Below are 18231 nucleotides of genomic sequence, written 5' to 3' on the forward strand. Positions count from 1 at the left end.
ACGACGAAGAGAAGGAAACATGACGACGAACGGCCCCAGCGCACCCCAGGCGAAGCGGGTGCCGCACGAGCGCATCCACCACGGCGACGTCTTCGTCGACGACTACGAGTGGTTGCGCGACAAGTCCGACCCCGAGGTCATCGCGCACCTCAACGCGGAGAACGGCTACACCGACGCCGTCCTCGCGCCGCAGCAGGAGTTGCGCGACCGGATCTTCGCCGAGATCAAGGGGCGTACCAAGGAGACGGATCTGTCGATCCCGGTGCGTGACAAGGACTGGTGGTATTACGCCCGCACGGTGGAGGGCCAGCAGTACGGCATCAGTTGCCGAGCACCGTACCGCGAGGGCGACAGCCGTCCTGTGCCGACGCCCGAGGCATCGCTTCCGGGGGAGCAGGTGCTCCTCGACGGCAACGTCGAGGCCGCGGGCAAGGACTTCTACTCGGTCGGTGGGCTGGCTCTCAGCCCCGACCAGAACCGTCTCGCGGCGCTCATGGACTTCGAGGGCGACGAGCGCTACAAGATCAGCGTGCGCACGATCTCCACGGGTGAGGTTCTCGAGGAGAGCGTCACCGGGGTCGGCTACGGCCTCGTCTGGGCCGCCGACGGTGAGTCGTACTACTACACGCGCGTCGACGAGGCGTGGCGGCCCTTCCAGGTGTGGCACCACGTCGTCGGTGAGGACCCGAGCGCGGACACGCTCCTGTTCACCGAGGAGGACGCCTCGTACTGGGTCGGCATCGGGGGAACGCACGACGACCGGTGGCTCGTCCTGTCGCTCGGTTCGAAGGACACCGCGGAATTCCACCTGCTCGACCTGCAGGACGTCGAGGCAGGTCTGCGCGTCGTTCAGCCGCGCACTCCGGGGCTCGACTACGACATCGAGATCGACGGTCAGCGCCTCTACATCGTGCACAATCGCGACCGCGTCGACTACGACGTCTCCTGGGCGCCCCTCGCGACGCCGGGAATCGAGCACTGGCAGCTGCTCCTCGAAGGAGGAGAGGGCGAGCGCCTCATGGGCGTCTCCGCGTTCCGCGACTTCGTGCTCGTCGGGCTGCGTTCCGGTGGCCTCGCCACGGTCAAGCTGCTGCCCAAGGAGGGCGACGGTTTCGGCGTCCTACGTGACCTGCCGTTCTCCGGCGAGCTGATGTCCGTGGGCGTCGGCGCCAACCCCACCTACGAGGCGACGACGCTCATGGTGGCCACCGAGTCGTTCGTCGAGCCGCGCTCGGTCTACGACTGGGACACGACGACCGACGAGGTCACGCTGCTCAAGCGCCGTGAGGTGCTCGGTGGCCACGAGCCGTCCGACTATCAGCAGCACCGTCTGTGGGCCACGGCCCCGGACGGGGCACAGGTGCCGATCTCGCTCGTGGCGCACAAGGACGTCGAGGCCGACGGCACCAACCCTGTGCTCCTCTACGGCTACGGCTCCTACGAGTCGTCGATCGATCCGTACTTCTCGGTGCTACGTCTCAGCCTCCTGCAGCGTGGTGTCGTCTTCGCCATCGCCCACGTGCGTGGCGGTGGTGAGATGGGCCGATCCTGGTACCTCGACGGCCGGTTGGAGCACAAGAGAAACACGTTCGACGACTTCGTCGCGTGTGGGCGTCACCTCGTCGACACGGGTTGGGCTTCGCCGGATCGCCTCGCTGCAGAGGGGGGTTCCGCCGGTGGTCTGCTCATCGGCGCGGTGATCAACGAGGCACCGGAGCTGTTTTGCGCGGTCGTCACGCAGGTGCCGTTCGTCGATGCCCTGACGACGACGCTCGATCCGTCGATGCCGTTGACGCAGGGGGAGTGGGAGGAGTGGGGCAACCCGCTCGCCGATGCCGAGGTGTACGCGTACATGAAGTCGTACGCGCCGTACGAGAACGTGCGTGCCGAGCGCTACCCGGCCGTGCTCGCCACGACGAGCCTCAACGACACGCGCGTGTTCTTCGTCGAACCGGCCAAGTGGGTGCAGCAGCTGCGTCGCACCGTGACGAGTGACCAGAGCGAGCGTCCGATCCTGCTCAAGACGGAGATGGTGGCCGGCCACGGCGGTGTGAGCGGCCGGTACGAGTCGTGGAAGGAAGCCGCGTTCGAAACGGCCTACCTGCTCGATCGCCTCGGCGCGACGAAGATCGTGTACGGCGGCTGACGCGGGGCGTCAGCTCGCCGGAAGGCGGAAGAACACGCGGGCTTCGTCCGCGATGCGCTCGACGAGGTGGCTCTCGCTCACGAGACCGTGACCCAAGGCCTCGAACTCGAGGAGCCGGGACGGCACGCGGGCTCGCGTGCAGGCGGCGTGCAAGGTTCTCGCTTCGGGAGCGAGGCTGTCGTCCGTGCCGACCGCGACGAGGGTGCGTGGCAACCGACGAGCGTCCTGGTCGAGGCGAAGCCCTGCGTGTTCGTCGCCCAGCCATTGGGCGAACGCGTGGCTCATGAGGCCGGAGTCGGGTCCGGCCGGCGCGTTCGGAGCGAGCGAGCCGAGCGTGAGGTCGAGGTTGGGGTTGGTGAGCAGCAGACCGTCGACGCACTCGGGCCATTCCTCACCGGCCCGCGCTGTGGCGACAGCGAGTGCGCCACCGGCCGAATCGCCCGCCAGAACGCTCACACCGGTGTTCTCTTCCCTCAGTACCGCCTGCACGGCCGCGATGGCGTGAGCAAACGTGTTCTCGGGGGCGAGGGGGTAATCGATGGCGATGACCCCGTGGGCCAACCGCATCGCGAGCAGGCGGCAGTACCCGTCCTGGAGCTCGACGTCCCCGAAGAGGCCGTAGCCGCCGTGGAGGAAGAAGAACGTCGTCGCGGAGGCGTGGATGGTACTGGGCAGGTAGCGACGAACCCGGACGCCGGCGACCGAGTCGTCCGCGATCTGACCGTCGAAGGCTTGCCCCACCCGTTGTGCGGCACGCGCCCGCGCTCGGCGACGCAGTTCGCCGATGTCGTACAGGCGCGCACCGTCGTTCATGCGCTCGGACCGGCCTTCGACGTTTCGACACTCGCCTTGATGCGCTTGAGCGTGGCGTTCATTCCGGCGACGAGGTTGGCCTCGAAGTCGGCTTCGCCGCCGAGCACCTTGTCGATGAGGACGCGCGAGATCTGGGTGGTGCCGCGAGTGGGAACGTCACGTCGCTCGACGAGGCGGGTGCGCTCACCCTCGGGAACGAGCGTGAAGCTCCACTCCGTGTTGTTGTCGAGCACGCGGAAGGCGACACGCTGCTGGTGGCTGAAGTCGGTGACCTTGGACCGAGTGGGCCACCACAGCTCGCCGTCACGGTTGATGTTGAGCATGAAGGTACCCTGACGAATCGGTCCGCGCGCGATGACCTTGCGGCACTGGGGCGACCACTGCGGCATCCGGCGTAGGTCGCTGACGACCTCCCAGACACGCTCCACAGGAGCATCGATGATCACATCGGATTCAAGATTCTCAGCCATGAGGCCACCGTAGCGCGACGCCAAGAACGTGCTCGCCTCGGATCGGTTACCGCGGGGTAGTAGGAGTTCCTTCGGCTCGGCGCAGGATGACGTCGGCAACCGCTGCCGGGCACTGGCTCGGGAGCCAGTGATTCGCCCCTTCGAGGACGACGAGCTCGTACGGTGCCTCGACGTGGTTGCCGCAGGCTCGAACGCCCGCCTCGTCGATGAAATCGTCGCCGGTGCTCCACACCATCGTCGTGGGAACCCGGACCGCTGGGCAGCTCTGACTGGAGAAAGGCAATCCGCGGTACCACCCGAGACCGCCGGGCAACGCGCCGTCATCGACGATCTCGGTGCGGAAGCGGGCAACCTCGTCGGGCGTCATGCCACCCGCGCGCATCGCCCGGTCCATGACGCCTCCCGCCCGACGTGCGAGGAGCTCGGGGACCTTCGGGAGCTGGAAGGCTCCCATGTACCAGGAGCGCGCGAGCTGACGCCCGCGCATGGCGCGCAGGAACGCTTCGGGGTGGGGGACGGAGATCGCCGTGAGGGTGCGGATCCTGTCGGGATGGTGCGCGGTCACCGTCCAGGCCACCGCGGAGCCCCAGTCGTGACCGACGAGGTGGACGGGTGCGCCGAGCGTGTCGATGAGCGCCACGACATCCTGGGCGAGCCGCGGCATCGCGTAGTCACGACGCCGCCGCGGGCGAGCGCCGGGGGAGTAGCCCCGCTGATCCGGAGCAATCGTCCGATAGCCGGCCTCGTTGAGGCGCGCCGTCAATCCTCGCCACGACGACGCCCGCTCGGGAAATCCGTGAAGCAGCACGACGATCTCGCCGTCCAGCGGCCCCTCGTCGACGACGTCGAACGTCAGAGCGTGGTTACGGAAACTCGTCACCCGAGAAGAAGACATGGAGCCCAGACTGGCACGGCTCGGAGCGGTCGGGGCGGTTCTGTAGACGATGCGCGGCGTATGTGACGCCGAACGTCTACAGAATGGGGGCTTCCTAAGGGATCTTCGGGGCGGATGGCGATGTCTTTTGACGACATCTGATCCCGCACCGTTACGGACGAAGGCCAGGAGTGTCCGGCTCGCTGGCGCTCGCCGGGCTCTCCTGGCCCTCAACCTCCACTACGCGGAATCAGATGTCGTAGTACATCTCGAACTCGTGCGGGTGCGGACGGAACCGGATCGGGTCGACCTCGTTGAGGCGCTTGTACTCGATCCACGTCTGGATGAGGTCCTCCGTGAACACGTCGCCCTCGAGCAGGTACTCGTGGTCGGCCTCGAGCGCGTCGAGAACGGCCGGCAGCGACGCCGGAACCTGCTCGATCGCGTCGTGCTCCTCGGGCGGAAGCTCGTAGAGGTCCTTGTCCACCGGCTCCGGCGGCTCGATGCGTTTCTTGATGCCGTCCAGACCAGCCATGAGCTGCGCCGCAAAGCACAGGTACGGGTTCGCCGACGGGTCCGGCACGCGGAACTCGACACGCTTCGCCTTCGGCGACGTACCCGTGATCGGGATACGCACACACGCCGAACGGTTACGCGCGGAGTACACGAGGTTCACGGGAGCCTCGTAACCCGGCACGAGGCGGTGGTAGGAGTTCATCGACGGGTTCGTGAACGCCAGCAGCGACGGAGCGTGCTTGAGCAGACCACCGATGTACCAGCGGGCGATGTCCGACAGGCCGCCGTAGCCGCGCTCATCGTAGAACAGCGGCTCGCCGTCCTTCCACAGCGACTGGTGCGTGTGCATACCCGAACCGTTGTCACCGAACAGCGGCTTCGGCATGAACGTCGCCGACTTGCCGTTCGCGAACGCCGTGTTCTTGATGACGTACTTGAACTTCATGACGTCATCACCCGACTGCAGCAGGGTGTTGAACTTGTAGTTGATCTCCATCTGGCCGGCGTGCCGACCTCGTGGTGGCTGCGCTCGACCTCGAGGCCGACCTCGTGCAGCTTCAGCACCATCTCGTCGCGCAGGTCGGCGAAGTGGTCGACCGGCGGGACGGGGAAGTAACCTCCCTTGTACCGGGTCTTGTACCCCAGGTTGCCGCCCTCTTCGACGCGGCCCGTGTTCCAGGCCGCCTCGATCGAATCGATGTAGTAGTAGCCGGCGTTCTGCTTCGTCTCGAAACGCACGTCGTCGAAGACGTAGAACTCGGCCTCGGCGCCGAAGAACGCCGTGTCGGCGATCCCCGTCGACTTGAGGTAGGCCTCGGCCTTCGCCGCGATGTTGCGCGGGTCGCGCGAGTACTGCTCGCCCGTGAACGGATCCACGATCGAGAAGTTGATGATGAGCGTCTTTTCCTTGCGGTACGGGTCGACGAACGCCGTCTTGAGGTCCGGCACGAGCTTCATGTCCGACTCGTGGATCGCCTGGAAACCGCGGATGGACGAGCCGTCGAACATCTGGCCCTCTTCGATCGCGTCGGCGTCGAAGCTCTCGGCCGGGATGTTGAAGTGCTGCATGACCCCGGGGAGGTCGCAGAATCGGATGTCGATGAACTTGACATCCTCGTCCTTGATGAATTTCAAAGCCTCGTCAGCGGTCTGGAACATTGATCCTCCTGATCGGATGGGCGAGACCGGTCGGCGTCGCACCGCGTGTTCACCACGACAGTAGTCGGGGGGAGTTTCCCTCTCGTGGCTTCAATGTTTCAGCGGTGTTACACACGTGCCGATCTGTCGAAGTGTCCGGGACGCGTCCCGGACGCACGGATTAAACCTATCGGTAGGCACGGCCCTAGGGTTGGAGCAACACAGATCGTGCCTCACAGTGCGAGACGATCAGGTCCGGAAAAGGAGAGACGATGACGAGCCCCGAGGCCCACACCGACCCCGCCGCAGGGCGCCCCGTCGAGGGGCCGGGTTCACTGGGACGCTTCCTTCCCCGTATCGGCGCACTGCTCATCGACTGGTTCCTGTGCTCCCTGATCGCGGCGGCATTCCTCGACTACCGCTGGGGCGGCTCCGGCGCCGAGGGGTTCAAGCCGCTCCTCGTCTTCGCGATCGAGAACTTCCTGCTCGTGAGCACCATCGGCATGACGATCGGTCACCGCATCTTCGGGCTCGTCGTCCAGCGTCCGGATGCAACGCCTCCCGGTCTGGTCTCCGGCGCCGTGCGCACCGTCCTGCTGTGCCTCGTCATACCCGCCGTCGTCACCGACGGTTACGGACGAGGACTGCACGACAAGATCGCGGGAACGCTCATCCTGCGCACTCGCTGACGCGTCGCCGCCTGCTGAACAACGAAGGCTCCTTCCCCAAACGGGGGAAGGAGCCTTCGTCGCGTTCGAATCGAGCGGTCAGCGTCCGCGCATGGCCGCACGGTTGACGCGCGGCTTGTTCGGGTCGACGCCGGCGGGCACTCCCGGCTTGAGTCCGCCGAGGGCGCGCAGGCGCTTCGTCACCTGGCCGGACTCGTCGTCGGTGAGCACCTTGGGGAGCTTCTGCATGTCCTTCGTCAGACGCTCGACGGGGACGGCCTCGTCGTCCGTGCCGACGCGGATCGTGTGCACCGGAACCTCGGGACCGAGCACGCGGCTCGTGCGCTTGCTCTCCTGGGCGAGGAGGCGGGTTGCGCCGCCCTTGGGGCCCTCGGCCACGAGCACGACGCCCGGCTTGCCGACGGCGCGGTACACCATCGCGGCGCTCGAGAGATCCTTGACCTGACGGCTGCGACCCATGTCGGCGCCGACCGGCTCCTGCTCGACGAACCAACCGCGACGAAGCGACGACATCGCCGCCGCGCTTGCACCCGGCTGACCCGAGATCGACTTGTAGATCGCGGTGTTCGCGCGGCGCGCCAGCACCACCATCGCTGCGAGCAGACCGAACAGCAGCCCCAGGATGCCGAAGTAGATCGGGTGGCCGAAACCGAAACCGATCGCGAGGAACACGAGGAAGACGAGGGCGAAAGCCCCCACCATCCACGGGATCAGCGCCGGGTCGTTCGCGCGCGTCGTCTCGAAGACCTGCTTGAACTGGGACGAGCGACCGGGAGCCTTGCTCGCTCCCGCCTCACCGCGACCGCGCCGGAAGCGTGACTTCTTGGGCTCGTTCGAGCCGGAGGATGTTGCCATGCCGATCAGGATACGTCGGAGCGCGTGCGCTCGACCAACGACGCCGCCTCCTGGCGGGCCGGGGACGATGCCGCTTCGGCGAGGTGCTGGAGGTTCTCCGGCAGGGCCTGGCCGCGCTTGGCCATGACCTGTGCGTAGAGGCGTCCGGCACGGTAGGACGAACGCACGAGCGGGCCGGCCATGACGCCGGAGAATCCAATCTCCTCGGCGCGGTCGCTCCAGTGGACGAACTCCTCGGGCTTGACCCACCGGTCGATCGGGTGGTGCAGCTTCGAAGGACGCAGGTACTGCGTGATCGTGATGATGTCGCAGCCGGCCTCGTGCAGATCCTGCAGGGCCTGGTCGATCTCGTGCTCCTCCTCACCCATGCCGAGGATGAGGTTCGACTTCGTCACGAGCTCCTGCTCGCGCGCCATCGTCAGCACCTTGAGCGACTTCTCGTAGGTGAAGGCCGGGCGGATGCGGCGGAAGATGCGCGGCACCGTCTCGAGGTTGTGTGCGAACACCTCGGGGCGTGCATCGAAGACCTTGCCGACGAGCTCCGGCACGGCGCCGAAGTCGGGAGGGAGGATCTCGACGCCCGTGTTGGGGTTGAGTTCGTGGATGAGACGCACGGTGTCGCCGTAGAGCTGCGCAGCGCCGTCCTTGAGGTCGTCGCGGGCCACACCGGTGACGGTGGCGTAGCGCAGGCCCATCTCGCGCACCGACTCCGCGACGCGGCGCGGCTCGTCGAGGTCCAGGGGACCGGGCTTGCCGGTGGCGATGTCGCAGAAGTCGCAACGACGCGTGCAGGTGTCACCACCGATGAGGAACGTGGCCTCGCGGTCTTCCCAACACTCGAAGATGTTCGGACAGCCGGCTTCCTGGCACACGGTGTGCAGGCCCTCGCCCTTGACGAGCTTCTGAAGCGAGTTGTACTCCGGGCCCATCTTGGCGGTGGTACGGATCCAACTCGGCTTGCGTTCGATGGGGGTCTCGGCGTTGCGCGCCTCGACGCGCAACAGACGACGGCCTTCGGGCGCGACGGTCAAGACACTGACTCCTTGCGGTGGTTTGGCATGGCCTTTCCAGCACAACAGCCTACGCCTGCCGGAACTTCCCGAGCGACTTCGAGAGTCGTCACGAACGATGCCGGGGCGACAGAAGATCAGGCAGACGCGCCTCGACGAGGGGAAGCACCTCACGCACGGGTACGTCGCGGCCGAGCTCCTCGCTCAGGGTGGTCACCCCGGCGTCGGAAATGCCGCACGGAACGATGGTCTGCGTCCAGCCGAGATCGCAGTTCGCATTGAGGGAGAAACCGTGCATCGTGGCGCGCTTCGAGACGCGCACGCCGATGGCGCCGATCTTGCGGTCGGGACCCTTGTCGTCGGCGAGCACCCAGGTACCTGTGCGACCCTCGACGGTGGTGGCCTCGACCCCGAGGTCAGCGCACACACCGATCATGAGCTGCTCGATGCGGCGCACGTGCGCCACGACGTCGATGGGGATGGGCAGCGCGAAGATCGGGTACCCGACGAGCTGACCCGGGCCGTGCCACGTGATCTTGCCGCCGCGGTCGACGTCGACGACGGGCGTGCCGTCGAAGGGACGCTCGTGCGCCTCGGTGCGCTTGCCGGCGGTGTAGACGGGGGTGTGTTCGAGCAGGAGAACCGTGTCCTCGCCACCCGCAACGACCTCGGCGTGAATCTCCCGTTGTTTGCTCCAACCGGCCTCGTAATCGACGAAATCAGGATCGAAGCCGAGGTGGATGACGCGCATGAGGGGAGCCTACGCCCGGGTTCATGACAGGGCTCTCGGAGGGGGTTGTGGATAACTTCTGCGCCGCTCGCCGCGATCTTGGCAGGCTGAAAACGGCGACCCGATCGGGCGTCAGATCGCAACGGAGCAAGGAGGCCGTCATGACGCAGGAGCCACGGCTCGAGGGCTACACGGTGGAGGAGTTCATCGGTGCGGGCGGCAGTGCAGATGTCTGGCGCGTCACCGCACCCGGCGGTGCGAGCCTCGCGGCGAAGGTGTTCCGCGAAACCGGTGAGGCCTCCGGACGCGCCGAGTGGCGCAGCATGCGTCGTCATGCCGGGGATCACGTCGTGCCGGTTGTCGACTTCCTCCGCGACGACGACGGGCGCAGCGTTCTGCTCATGCCGTACCTGCCGGGCGGGAGCTTGCACGACGTCGTCGTCGGTCGCGGCGGACTCACGGCGGGGGAGTGCGTGACGGCGCTCGCGCCCATCGCAGGAGCGCTCTCGCGCATTCACGATGGTGGGTGCGTCCATGGTGACGTCACCCCGCGCAACGTCTTGTTCGACGATGTCGGACGACCATTGCTGAGTGATCTCGGTGCCTCACGTGTCGCTGCGCTGCCCGGGGAAGCTGAATGGGGCAGCGCGGGTTTCGTCGCCCCCGAGGTTCTTGAGGGGCATGCTCCTGCGGCGTCGAGCGACGTGTTCTCCCTAGCTGCCGTTGCGTGGTTCGCGCTCGTCGGGGAGGCGCCCGCGCCCGCGTCGCTTCGACCGCCGCTGAGCGAACTCGTGCCTGACGTTCCGGAGCCCCTGGAGCGCCTCGTCGCGGCCGGTCTGGCCCTCACTCCGTCGGCTCGTCCGTACTCCGACGACGTGGCTCGCAAGCTACTCGAGGCTGCCGACCCGGTGGCTGTGCCCGTCGATCGGTCGCTGCCTAGAGCGCCCGGGGCGGATGCGCCGGCCGAATCGATCACACGTCGTCTGCGGGAAGAAGCGCAGAAGCGACAGCTCGCGGAAGGGCCGCAGACGCGCCGAGAGGCAGGCCGGGGCCGCCGTCACGGGGAGAGCCCACAACGGGGGAGGTTGCTTCTCGTCGGTGCACTGGCGGTGGGTGTGACGCTGGTGGCCGGAGCCGCTCTGTGGCCCACGGATGATGCTCCCGACTCGGTGGAGGCTCCGGCACGAGGCGCCGCGGCGGAACACTCGCCGTACGCCGCGCGGGGCACAACCTCCGAGCCGAGAGCGACGACGTCGACGGCGCGCCCCTCGGCCTCCGGCAAGGCGAGCACCGCCTCGAAGGACTCGTCGAGTGCCACCTCGCACCCACCGACCCGCGGCGAGGTGGAGGCACTGCTCGCCTGTCGCGCCGAGGCCTGGAACAGCGTCGATCAGCGCCGGCTCGAGCGATGCCTGGCGCCGAAGTCGCCGGCGCTGACGAGCGACAGCGCGGCCCTACGCCAAGCGCAGCGTGACGGCATCGTCTATTCGGGGGTCTCCTACCGCGTCGCGAGCTACACCCCCAAGACAGGCGCTGCCGGGACGGCCGGAGCCACCGCAACAGTCACGCGCTCGGGCTACACGGTGACCCATGGCAACGACCGGTCGCGCAGGGCGAGTCAATCCACTCAGGTGGAGCTGCGCCTCGTGAGCGATGCCGGGCAGTGGCGGATCAGTGAGTGGAGTGGTCGCTGAGATCGGCCGCGAGGCGGTCGAGGACCTGATCGAGGTTGGAATCCATCCATGTGAAGCCGGACGCCTGCAGGACGGCCGGGCGCACTCTCGTCGAGGCGGTGAGCTGGGTCGACATCTCGCCCAGAACTGCGCGCAGTGCGAACTCCGGCGCCGGCACCACGGCTGGGCGGCGCATCGAGCGACCCAGCGCCTTGGCGACACCGGCCTGGCGGCACGCGAGTGGCGCCGCGAGGTTGACCGGTCCCGTGATGTCCGGGTGGTCGATGAGGTGGGCCAGGGCGCGCACTTCGTCACGCAGGCTGATCCAGCTCCACCACTGACGACCGGAGCCCAACGGGCCGAGCACGCCGAACTTGGCCGGAAGGGCCATCTGGGCGAAGGCCCCGCCCTGTGCGGAGACGACGAGCGTCGTGCGGGCGAACGCAACGTTGTGGCCGTCGCTCGTAGCCCGCTCGGCACACCCTTCCCAGTCGACGACGAGGTCGGCCAGGAAGTCCGACCCGGCTGACGAGGTCTCGTCGAGGACCTCCTCGCCGCGGTCGCCGTAGAAGCCCATCGCCGAGCCGGAGACGAGGCGCTTCGGCGTGCAGTGGGCCAGCGCCTCGACGAGCGTCGCCGTTGTGTCGATGCGAGAGTCCCGTAGGGCTTTCTTGTACGAAGCCGTCCAGCGATGGTCACCGATGCCGGCACCCGCGAGATTGACCACGACATCGACATCGTTCAAGGCGGCGGCCAACTCGTCCACCGGTTCACCGGGGGCGGGCAGCGCGACCTCGTACGGCGGCACGGGGTGCCTGCGCACGAGTCGCACGACAGTCTCCCCGCGTTTGCGCAGAAATGCAGACAGCGCACCGCCGATCAATCCGGAGGAACCGGTGATGGCGATGCGCTGCCTGGTCATGGTTCAGGTTAAGCCGTCGGACCGCCTGAGTCACACCTCGAAGGCGCCCTCTTCCAGACGGGCCTTGACGGCCGAGAGGAAGCGACCGGCGTCCGCGCCGTCGACCACGCGGTGGTCGTAGGTGAGGACGAGGTACATCATCTGGCGGACCGCGATGGAGTCGTTGCCGAACTCGTCCGTGACGACAACCGGGCGCTTCGTCATCGCGCCGGTGCCGAGGATGGCGACCTGCGGCTGGTTGATGATCGGCGTGTCGAGGAGCGAACCGTTCGAGCCGATGTTGGAGATGGTGAACGTGCCACCACCCAACTCGTCCGGCGTGACCTTGTTGTCACGCGTACGCGCGGCAAGGTCGGCGATCTTCTTCGCGATGCCGGCGATCGACAGGTCGCCGGCGTCCTTGACGACCGGCACGAGCAGGCCGCGCGGCGTGTCAACCGCAATGCCGATGTGCTCGGCGTTGTGGTAGACGATGTTCTCGCCGTCGACCGAGGAGTTGACCTGCGGGAAAGCCTTGAGTGCCTCGACGACCGCCGTCGTGATGAACGGCAGGTAGGAGAGGTTGACGCCCTCGCGGGACTTGAAGTTCTCCTTGTTGCGCGCACGCGTGGCGGCGACCTTGGTCATGTCGACCTCGACGACGGCCGTGAGCTGCGCCGACGTGGCGAGCGACTCGACCATGCGCTGGGCGATGACCTTGCGCAGACGCGACATCTTCTCGGTCGTGCCGCGCTTGGCCTGGGCCTCGGCGGACGCCTGGGGAGCGGCCTGCGGCGTGGCCGAAGCTGCGGGAGCAGCGGCAGCCGACTCCTGTGCGGGGGCCGGTGCCTCTTCCTTGGGCGCCGAAGCGGCCTTGGCGGCGTCGAGGACGTCCTGCTTACGGATACGACCGCCGACACCGGTGCCCTTGATGGACGACAGGTCGATGTTGTTCTCGGCCGCGATCTTGCGCACGAGCGGCGTGACGTACGTGCCGGAGTTGTCGACCTTCGTCGAGGCCTCCTGCTGCTTGTCACCCTGGTCGCCGGAGGAAGACTCCTTGGCGGGAGCCTCCTGCTTCGGCTCTTCCTTCGGCTCGTCCTTGGCCTCGGGAGCCTTCTCGGGCTCGGAGGTCTCGGACTTGTCCTCGGCAGCCTCGACGGCCTCGTCCTGCTTCTCGGAGTCGACGGACTCCTGCGGCTGCTCGGCCTTCTCCTCGGACTCGGCCGAGTCGTCGGACGAACCGCCCGCCTCGCCACCGATGACGGCGAGGTCGGCGCCGACCGGCACCGTCTCGTCCTCGGAAACCAGGATCTTCGTCAGCTTGCCCGCCACGGGGGAGGGAACCTCGGTGTCGACCTTGTCCGTGGAGACCTCGAGCAGCGGCTCGTCGACGGCGACATCGTCACCCTCGGCCTTGAGCCAGCGCGTGATGGTGCCCTCGGTGACGGACTCGCCGAGCGCCGGCATCGTCACCTTCTCGCCACCGGAGACCTCGCCGCCGGAGGAGGCAGCTTCCTGCTTGGGCTCTTCGGACTTCTGCTCCTCGTCGGAGGACTTGGACTCCTTCTCGGAGGAGGTCTCCTCAGCAGCTTCCTCGGTCTTCTCCTCGCCCTTGTCCTCGGCCTCGGCCGAGTCGTCGGAGGAGTCGGAACCGCCGGAGGCCTCACCGTCGCCGACGACGGCGAGGTCAGCGCCGACCGGCACCGTCTCGTCCTCTTCGACGAGGATCTCCTGCAGCGTGCCGGCAACTGGGGACGGAATCTCGGTGTCGACCTTGTCCGTGGAGACCTCGAGCAGCGGCTCGTCAACGGCAACGGTGTCACCGACGTTCTTCAGCCAACGGGTCACGGTGCCTTCGGTCACCGACTCGCCGAGGGCCGGCATGGTCACGCGGTCAGACATGGGTGGAGGTCTCCTCAATCCAAATTGCACGTTTGGGGTCGCGGATGAAGTTGTCGACTCCGGGGGCGGGTCGCGAAACGGGCTCCCGATCAGACCCCATCTTGTCACTGTCGAGCGAGGTTGCGGAAACCCGGGCCAGTACCCGTCAGTAGGAAGTTGGGCTTCCTCGGAACGGCCCGGGTTCGCGCGGGGAGGGCCGCGTCAGGACGCGGCGACCTCGAGCAGCGTGCGCACGGCAAAGCCGGTGCCGCCCTTGGGGGTGAAGCCGTAGGCGCCGCCCTCGTTGAACGCCGGAGCGGCGATGTCGAGGTGCACCCAGTCGATCTGCTCACCGTTCTTCTCGCCGACGAACTCCTTGAGGAACATGGCGGCCGTGATGAGCCCGCCCATGCGCTCGCCGGTGTGCTTGAGGTCGGCGACCTCGGAGTTGATGCTCGGGCGCAGGTGGTCGAGCAGCGGCATCGGCCACATGTGCTCGCCCACGCGGTCGGAGGCGGAGATGACGTCGTCCCGGACCTCGTCGTTGTTGCCGACGACCGCGGCCGTGCGGTTGCCGAGAGCGAGCACCGCAGCGCCCGTGAGGGTGGCGATGTCGATGATGAGATCGGGCTCCTCGGCGCTGGCGTAGCAGAGGCCGTCGGCCATGACGAGGCGACCTTCGGCGTCGGTGTTGTCGATCTCCACCGTCGTGCCGTCGTGCATGCGGATGACGTCACCGGGGCGCTGGGCGTCGGCGCCGGTCATGTTCTCGGCGAGGCACAGGTAGCCGGTGATGGCGACCGGCAGTTCGAGTTCGGCGGCAGCTTCGACGAAGGCAGCGACGGCGGCGGCGCCGGCCATGTCGCACTTCATCGTCACCATGCCGTTGGCGGGCTTGATGCACAGGCCGCCGGAGTCGAACGTGATGCCCTTGCCGACGATCGAGATGTGGCGCTTGGCGTTGTTCGGCTTGTACGTGAGGGTGACCAGACGCGGCGGGCGCGCCGATCCGCGCCCGACGCCGATGAGGCCGCCGCACTCGGCCTTGGCGAGGGCCTTCTCGTCCATGACGGCGACCTTGACCTTCGAGCTCGCGAGGCGCTTGCGCACGATCTCGGCGAACGAACCGGGGTAGAGGTCGAGCGGCGGCATGTTGACGAGGTCACGGGCCCAGTTCTGCGCGTTGGCGCGGATCGTCGCGTCGGCGACGGCCTGCGTCAGGCCCTTCTCCTTGGCGTCGGCGACGAGGATCTTCACGTCGTCGACGGGCTTCGTCGGCTCCTTCTTGTACTCGCCGTACACATAAGCGCCCAGGAGGACGCCCTCGGTGACGGCGCCGACGGCCTCGGCGTGGCTCGCGGGGAAGGCGAAGACGGCGCTCTCGACGTCCGTGAGCGCGCGGGCAGCGCTACCGGCGGCGTCACGCTGCGCGCCGATGTCGGTGAGGGCATCGTCGCGCTCCTGGCCGGAACCGACGGCCAGCACGAGGCCCTCGGTACCGGCGATTCCGGCGAGGCGCACGACCTCGTCGGCGCCCGCCTTGGCCTTGAGGGTGCCGAGGGCGGCGTTGACGGCCTTCACGGTCTCGGCGGAGACGCCCTGCGGGTCGACGACACGGGCTCCGTCCTTCGACTTCGCGGTGAGGACGACGAGGACGTCGGCCTTGGACGCGGCGGTGGCCTTGTCGCTGAGGTTCACGGTGGTCACGTGAAGTGCCTTTCTCTTGCGAATGATCGACCCGCGAGGGGTCGCGAACTGCTCCTCGTCGACCCTAGCGGCCCCATCCGCCCCGGACGATCGTCCGGGGCGATAGGTTCGGTTGTATGAGTGAAGCGAAACTGTCCCCGCTCGACGAGCGCCACCGCGCCCTGGGGGCCAAGATGGCCGACTTCGGTGGGTGGGCCATGCCGATCGAGTACCCCGGCGGCGGCGTCGTGCGCGAGCACACGGCCGTGCGCGAGCGTGTCGGCATCTTCGACGTCAGCCACCTCGGGAAGGCGACGGTCCAGGGCGAGGGGGCCCTCGACTTCGTGAACGCATGCCTGTCCAACGACCTGCGCAAGATCGAACCCGGCAAGGCTCAGTACACGATGTGCTGCGACGAGTCCGGCGGCGTCGTCGACGACCTCATCGTCTACGTCAAGGCCGAGGACGACCTGTTCCTCATCCCCAACGCCGCCAACACCGCCGAGGTCGTGCGTCGTCTCGCCGAGGCCGCCCCGGAGGGCATCAACGTGCGCGACGCGCACGAGGAGTTCGCGGTCCTCGCCGTTCAGGGACCCAAGTCGGACGAGGTCGTCTCGGCGCTGGGCCTGCCGGTCGACCACGACTACATGAGCTTCGACGAGGCCGAGTGGGAGGGCCGCCCGCTCACCGTCTGCCGCACCGGCTACACGGGTGAGCGCGGCTACGAACTCGTCAGCCGCTGGGAGGACGCCCTCGCCCTGTGGGACGCACTCCTCGAAGCAGCCGCTCCCTACGAGGGCCTGCCCTGCGGGCTCGGCGCTCGCGACACGCTGCGCACCGAGATGGGCTACCCGCTGCACGGTCAGGACCTGTCGCTTGAGATCACACCCGTCCAGGCTCGCGCTGGCTGGGCCGTCGGATGGAAGAAGGACTCCTTCTGGGGTAAGGACGCGCTCGCGAAGGAGAAGGCCGAGGGTCCGCGTCGCATTTCGCGCGGCCTCAAGCTGACCGGTCGCGGCATCCCGCGTGCCCACTGCGTCGTGCGCAGCACCGAGGGCGAGGAACTCGGTGAGGTCACCTCGGGCACGTTCTCGCCCACGCTCGGCCAGGGCGTCGCGCTCGCGCTGATGCTCCCGGACGTCGCCGAGGGTGACACCGTGGCCGTCGACGTGCGCGGTCGTCTCCTCGAGGCCGTCGTGACGAAGCCGCCGTTCGTCGAGGTCCAGACGCGCTCCAACTGACCCCGCGCCGACGCCGTTCGGCGCACTCACGACGAAGCGGCCGCTCCCCTCGCCAAGGGAGCGGCCGCTTCGCTGTGATCGGGTTCGGCGTCAGATACGTGTGCCGCCACCGAGGACGTTGCCGAGGATGTCGCCCCAGTTCGGGCCCGCTTGCTGCTGGGGTTGAGCCTGCTGGCTCCCCTGTCCGGCCGACTGGGCACCCGGCACGGAGCCACCGAGAACGCCCGAGAGGATCTGCGTCAGGATGTCGGCGCTGGAACCGGCGCCGGCCGAGGCGTTGGTGCCCGCGCCTCCACCGAGAACCCGCTTGGCGAGGTAGGAGATGACGATCGGCGCGATGATCGGTATGAGTCGTCGCACGAGGTCGTTGCTCGTGCCCGGCAGACCGCCGAGCTGGTTGACGACGGCGTCCTGCTGGTCGCCGAAGACGTGCTGGGCGATCTTGGCGCCGTCGTCCGTATTCACCTCGTCGAGCGTGGGGGAGGAGTCGACGTGGCCGCCGAGCGCGTCGAGCAGGGCGCTCTGCCCGCCGGGGTGCTGGATGTTGGCCTCCATGCCGCCGAGGAGGGCAGGCACGACGCTGCGCACGGCGGCCTCGGTTTCCTCAGGGCTCGCGCCCACCTGCTCGGCGAGCTGATCGATCGGAAGCTCGGACAGGATCTCGGACGTAGCGGACATGTGCGTCTCCTTCGAAGATCGGTTTCTCCGTCACCCTAGTGCCGCCGTCGACGCGGCACGGCTCGTAGGCTCACAGGCATGGACGAGTGGAACTGGACCAGTGAGACGTCCGCCCGTGCCGGCGGACCCTTCTCCTCCCAGGAGGACGCCGAGGCCTGGCTGTCGCAGACATGGCAAGACCTCCTCGACGAGGGTGTCGAGGAGGTCACGCTCATGAATGGTGAGGAGGCCGTCTACGGGCCGATGCCGCTGAACGACTGAGGCGTCAGTCGATCTTCTCGCCGCGCTTGACGGCGGGCCGGGGGAAGCGGCCGCGGCGGATCTGCATGGCGCGCATGATGGCGTAGCCGGCGCCGCCGCGCGGTGCTGCGCCGAACTTCTGGATGAGGCGCTTCTTCGTGCTGCGCCACATGAAGATCGCGTCGAAGAGGGCGATGAGCAGCACGGCCCACACGATGATGAGCCCAAGAGACTGGATCGACGGGTTGGGCACGAACATGACGATGACCGCGACGAGCATGAGCGGAAGTGCGATCTCACCGATGTTGAGGCGTGAGTCGACGCGGTCGCGGATGTAGCGCTTCCCCGGGCCGCGGTCGCGGGCGGGAAGGGCGCTGTCGTCGCCCCGCTCGGCTGCGGCGCGCTGGGCGAGGCGCGCCTCGCGGGCGCGCTGCTTGTTCGCCGCTTTGGCGGCCTTGCGGTCGGTCTCCACGAGGGGGCGGCGACGCGCTGCCTCTTGATCCTTGCGCTTGGGCGTCGGGCGGTTCTTGGCGCCCGGACGCTCCTTCACCGGGGAAACGGGGGTTTCCGCCGTCGTGGAGGCTTCGACGCGTGTAGCGCCCTGGGTCGTGGTCTTGTCTCGTCCGAACACCCGATCATGGTAGGTCACCCTCGGCGCGCGGGATCGGACGACTCGCTCGCCGCGGAC

16 protein-coding genes and 1 pseudogene are annotated in these 18231 nt (G+C 67.8%); 5 read left to right on the forward strand and 12 right to left on the reverse strand.

All coding sequences use genetic code 11. From position 1 onward, the window contains the following. Positions 1-19: 19 nt before the first annotated feature. Positions 20-2146, forward strand: a complete 2127-nt coding sequence (locus D1832_RS06430) for a S9 family peptidase (protein ID WP_118913129.1) — start codon at positions 20-22, stop codon at positions 2144-2146. 9 nt (positions 2147-2155) lie between these two features. Here D1832_RS06430 and D1832_RS06435 read toward each other — a convergent pair whose 3' ends face one another. The 4 genes and pseudogenes from D1832_RS06435 to glnA all read right to left on the reverse strand — a co-directional run bounded on the left by D1832_RS06435 (position 2156) and on the right by glnA (position 5977). After that, positions 2156-2959: an alpha/beta hydrolase gene (locus D1832_RS06435; protein ID WP_118913130.1), complete on the reverse strand. Its 804-nt coding sequence runs from the start codon at positions 2957-2959 to the stop codon at positions 2156-2158. Continuing rightward, complete coding sequence (locus tag D1832_RS06440; protein WP_118913157.1) at positions 2956-3429, reverse strand: SRPBCC family protein; 474 nt, start codon at positions 3427-3429, stop codon at positions 2956-2958. Before D1832_RS06440 ends, D1832_RS06435 begins: the two co-directional genes overlap by 4 nt. 46 nt (positions 3430-3475) lie before the next feature. Continuing rightward, positions 3476-4324, reverse strand: coding sequence for an alpha/beta fold hydrolase (locus D1832_RS06445; RefSeq protein ID WP_118913131.1), 849 nt, complete (start codon positions 4322-4324; stop codon positions 3476-3478). Between the two features lie 229 nt (positions 4325-4553). Then, positions 4554-5977: pseudogene (gene glnA / locus D1832_RS06450) on the reverse strand (type I glutamate--ammonia ligase). Positions 5978-6228: 251 nt separating this feature from the next. On the opposite strand from glnA, the gene D1832_RS06455 reads away from it, so the two are divergent. Continuing rightward, positions 6229-6645 carry an RDD family protein gene (locus D1832_RS06455; RefSeq protein ID WP_118913132.1) on the forward strand — a complete coding sequence of 139 codons (417 nt, stop codon included), beginning with the start codon at positions 6229-6231 and terminating at the stop codon, positions 6643-6645. A 78-nt stretch (positions 6646-6723) separates the two neighbouring features. Here the strand turns inward: D1832_RS06455 and D1832_RS06460 are convergent, their stop codons facing one another. From D1832_RS06460 to lipB, 3 genes are all read right to left on the reverse strand, one after another. Further along, complete coding sequence (locus D1832_RS06460; RefSeq protein WP_118913133.1) at positions 6724-7500, reverse strand: DUF4191 domain-containing protein; 777 nt, start codon at positions 7498-7500, stop codon at positions 6724-6726. A gap of 5 nt (positions 7501-7505) precedes the next feature. Then, positions 7506-8531, reverse strand: coding sequence for a lipoyl synthase (lipA, locus tag D1832_RS06465; RefSeq protein ID WP_047311455.1), 1026 nt, complete (start codon positions 8529-8531; stop codon positions 7506-7508). An 88-nt stretch (positions 8532-8619) separates the two neighbouring features. After that, the gene (lipB, locus tag D1832_RS06470) at positions 8620-9261 is read right to left on the reverse strand and encodes a lipoyl(octanoyl) transferase LipB (RefSeq protein WP_118913134.1); all 642 of its coding nucleotides are present in this window, start codon (positions 9259-9261) and stop codon (positions 8620-8622) included. A gap of 140 nt (positions 9262-9401) precedes the next feature. Here lipB and D1832_RS06475 point away from each other — a divergent pair, with 140 nt between their 5' ends. Beyond that, positions 9402-10934 (forward strand): serine/threonine-protein kinase, encoded by a 1533-nt coding sequence (locus D1832_RS06475; protein WP_182434693.1) that lies wholly within the window; start codon positions 9402-9404, stop codon positions 10932-10934. On the opposite strand, the gene D1832_RS06480 is transcribed toward D1832_RS06475, so the two are convergent. The 3 genes from D1832_RS06480 to D1832_RS06490 all read right to left on the reverse strand — a co-directional run bounded on the left by D1832_RS06480 (position 10912) and on the right by D1832_RS06490 (position 15405). Further along, on the reverse strand, positions 10912-11835 hold the full coding sequence (locus D1832_RS06480; protein WP_118913136.1) for a TIGR01777 family oxidoreductase: 924 nt from the start codon (positions 11833-11835) through the stop codon (positions 10912-10914). The genes D1832_RS06475 and D1832_RS06480 overlap by 23 nt on opposite strands. A 30-nt stretch (positions 11836-11865) precedes the next feature. After that, a complete protein-coding gene (gene sucB, locus D1832_RS06485; protein WP_118913137.1) occupies positions 11866-13719 on the reverse strand; it encodes a 2-oxoglutarate dehydrogenase, E2 component, dihydrolipoamide succinyltransferase in 1854 nt (617 codons plus the stop codon). Positions 13720-13920: 201 nt separating this feature from the next. Next, positions 13921-15405, reverse strand: a complete 1485-nt coding sequence (locus D1832_RS06490) for a leucyl aminopeptidase (protein WP_118913138.1) — start codon at positions 15403-15405, stop codon at positions 13921-13923. A gap of 116 nt (positions 15406-15521) precedes the next feature. Between D1832_RS06490 and gcvT the strand changes: the two genes are divergently transcribed. Then, positions 15522-16625, forward strand: a complete 1104-nt coding sequence (gene gcvT, locus D1832_RS06495; RefSeq protein ID WP_118913139.1) for a glycine cleavage system aminomethyltransferase GcvT — start codon at positions 15522-15524, stop codon at positions 16623-16625. A 90-nt stretch (positions 16626-16715) separates the two neighbouring features. Here gcvT and D1832_RS06500 read toward each other — a convergent pair whose 3' ends face one another. Further along, a complete protein-coding gene (locus D1832_RS06500) occupies positions 16716-17303 on the reverse strand; it encodes a DUF937 domain-containing protein (RefSeq protein ID WP_118913140.1) in 588 nt (195 codons plus the stop codon). Between the two features lie 78 nt (positions 17304-17381). Between D1832_RS06500 and D1832_RS06505 the strand changes: the two genes are divergently transcribed. Next, complete coding sequence (locus D1832_RS06505; RefSeq protein ID WP_118913141.1) at positions 17382-17564, forward strand: hypothetical protein; 183 nt, start codon at positions 17382-17384, stop codon at positions 17562-17564. Positions 17565-17568: 4 nt separating this feature from the next. Here the strand turns inward: D1832_RS06505 and D1832_RS06510 are convergent, their stop codons facing one another. Continuing rightward, a complete protein-coding gene (locus tag D1832_RS06510) occupies positions 17569-18174 on the reverse strand; it encodes a DUF3043 domain-containing protein (protein WP_182434694.1) in 606 nt (201 codons plus the stop codon). Positions 18175-18231 lie beyond the last annotated feature (57 nt).

The sequence above is a fragment of the Dermacoccus abyssi genome (genome assembly GCF_003515945.1).
Lineage (GTDB): Bacteria > Actinomycetota > Actinomycetes > Actinomycetales > Dermatophilaceae > Dermacoccus > Dermacoccus abyssi.

What these genes read in the sequence shown, in the direction of transcription:
- D1832_RS06430 (WP_118913129.1), top strand. Translation starts at nt 20, where the DNA reads ATGACGACGAACGGCCCCAGCGCACCCCAGGCGAAGCGGGTGCCGCAC.
- D1832_RS06435 (WP_118913130.1), bottom strand. Translation starts at nt 2,959, where the DNA reads ATGAACGACGGTGCGCGCCTGTACGACATCGGCGAACTGCGTCGCCGA.
- D1832_RS06440 (WP_118913157.1), bottom strand. Translation starts at nt 3,429, where the DNA reads ATGGCTGAGAATCTTGAATCCGATGTGATCATCGATGCTCCTGTGGAG.
- D1832_RS06445 (WP_118913131.1), bottom strand. Translation starts at nt 4,324, where the DNA reads ATGTCTTCTTCTCGGGTGACGAGTTTCCGTAACCACGCTCTGACGTTC.
- D1832_RS06455 (WP_118913132.1), top strand. Translation starts at nt 6,229, where the DNA reads ATGACGAGCCCCGAGGCCCACACCGACCCCGCCGCAGGGCGCCCCGTC.
- D1832_RS06460 (WP_118913133.1), bottom strand. Translation starts at nt 7,500, where the DNA reads ATGGCAACATCCTCCGGCTCGAACGAGCCCAAGAAGTCACGCTTCCGG.
- lipB (WP_118913134.1), bottom strand. Translation starts at nt 9,261, where the DNA reads ATGCGCGTCATCCACCTCGGCTTCGATCCTGATTTCGTCGATTACGAG.
- D1832_RS06475 (WP_182434693.1), top strand. Translation starts at nt 9,402, where the DNA reads ATGACGCAGGAGCCACGGCTCGAGGGCTACACGGTGGAGGAGTTCATC.
- D1832_RS06480 (WP_118913136.1), bottom strand. Translation starts at nt 11,835, where the DNA reads ATGACCAGGCAGCGCATCGCCATCACCGGTTCCTCCGGATTGATCGGC.
- sucB (WP_118913137.1), bottom strand. Translation starts at nt 13,719, where the DNA reads ATGTCTGACCGCGTGACCATGCCGGCCCTCGGCGAGTCGGTGACCGAA.
- gcvT (WP_118913139.1), top strand. Translation starts at nt 15,522, where the DNA reads ATGAGTGAAGCGAAACTGTCCCCGCTCGACGAGCGCCACCGCGCCCTG.
- D1832_RS06500 (WP_118913140.1), bottom strand. Translation starts at nt 17,303, where the DNA reads ATGTCCGCTACGTCCGAGATCCTGTCCGAGCTTCCGATCGATCAGCTC.
- D1832_RS06505 (WP_118913141.1), top strand. Translation starts at nt 17,382, where the DNA reads ATGGACGAGTGGAACTGGACCAGTGAGACGTCCGCCCGTGCCGGCGGA.